The organism is Pseudomonas sp. P5_A2_2 (assembly GCF_054177685.1).
On the sequence record NZ_JBGCUL010001193.1, the window covers coordinates 1 to 1,242 of the forward strand.

1 protein-coding gene and 1 pseudogene are annotated in these 1,242 nt (G+C 58.4%); both read right to left on the reverse strand.

Annotated features, from left to right (window positions below):
- Positions 1-191, reverse strand: a pseudogene (locus ACXRVY_RS30010) (cupin domain-containing protein); the annotation flags it as partial.
- A gap of 9 nt (positions 192-200) precedes the next feature.
- Positions 201-1,019 (reverse strand): shikimate 5-dehydrogenase, encoded by an 819-nt coding sequence (locus tag ACXRVY_RS30015; protein ID WP_223463239.1) that lies wholly within the window; start codon positions 1,017-1,019, stop codon positions 201-203.
- Between the last annotated feature and the right edge of the window lie 223 nt (positions 1,020-1,242).

The following is a 1,242-nucleotide window of genomic DNA, read 5'->3' on the forward strand; positions in this document are numbered from 1 at the left end:
CTGTGAAACGGGCTGCCGCGCATGCCTGGCTCCAGCACATACAGGCGATAACCCAGCTTTTGCGCCCCCAGTTGCTGACCGACACGGGCCAGACGCTGTTGATAGCGACCGGCGGTTTCACCGGTCGGCGCAAACGCTTCGGGCAGCGGTTCAAGTTCAATCGAATTCAGATTGAGAATGGGCGGATGCATGGATACCTCCTAGCTGCGGGCAAACGCCACGGCCTTGTGGAATTGCTCGTCCGTCGGTCGTACGCCGGTATAGAGCACAAATTGCTCCAGTGCCTGGATCGCGATCACTTCCAGACCGGTGATGACCCGCTTGCCTGCGGCACGAGCACGCACGATCAACGGCGTTTCCGACGGAATCGCCACCACATCGAAGACAGTTTCCGCTTTTTCGATCACATCAGCCTCAAAGGCCAGTTGTTCGGCCTCCGGCCCTCCCGTCATGCCGATCGGGGTGACGTTGACCAGCATCTGCGGGCGACGATTGCCCAGCTCTGCCTGCCACTCATACCCCAGCGACTGCGCCAGCGCCTGGCCGGCACGCTCGTTGCGGGCCACGATCAGGCCGTTTTCATAGCCGCCATCGCGCAAGGCGCTCGCCACGGCCTTGGCCATGCCACCGCTGCCGCGCAGGGCAAAGGTCGAGTTCCTCGGCACCTGGTGTTTTTCCAGCAACTGGGCCACGGCGATGTAATCGGTGTTGTAGGCCTTGAGATGACCGTCGGTGTTGACGATGGTGTTGATCGATTGAATGGCGGCGGCCGAGGCGTCGAGTTCATCCACCAGGGCAATGCAGGCTTCCTTGAACGGCATCGACACGCCACAACCACGAATCCGCAAGGCGCGAATGCCGGCAACGGCGCCCGGCAGGTCCTGGCTGGCAAAGGCCTTGTAGTAAAAATTCAGGCCCAGTTGTTCATACAGATGATTGTGAAAACGCAGACCAAAGTTCCCGGGACGCCCTGAAAGGGACATGCACAGCTGGGTGTCTTTGTTGGGGTTCATCTGCATGGGAAAGCTCCTTCAAATGCACTTTTCGGATGGACGGGATTAGTCCTCCATCGGGTTCTGATCGATCATATAAGCGTGATTACACGGGCTTACACAGGTCGCTAAGAAAGTCGGTACAGACCTTACACAAAATTTACCTGGCGGCCGTGCTGTTTTTCAGAAAAACGCTGTCTTAGAAGTATCCCCGCGACAATCCTTGGGTCTATTGCAGACACAGGCGCCG

Excerpts from the sequence above, each read along its gene's own strand:
- ACXRVY_RS30015 (WP_223463239.1), bottom strand. The coding sequence starts at position 1,019 with ATGCAGATGAACCCCAACAAAGACACCCAGCTGTGCATGTCCCTTTCA.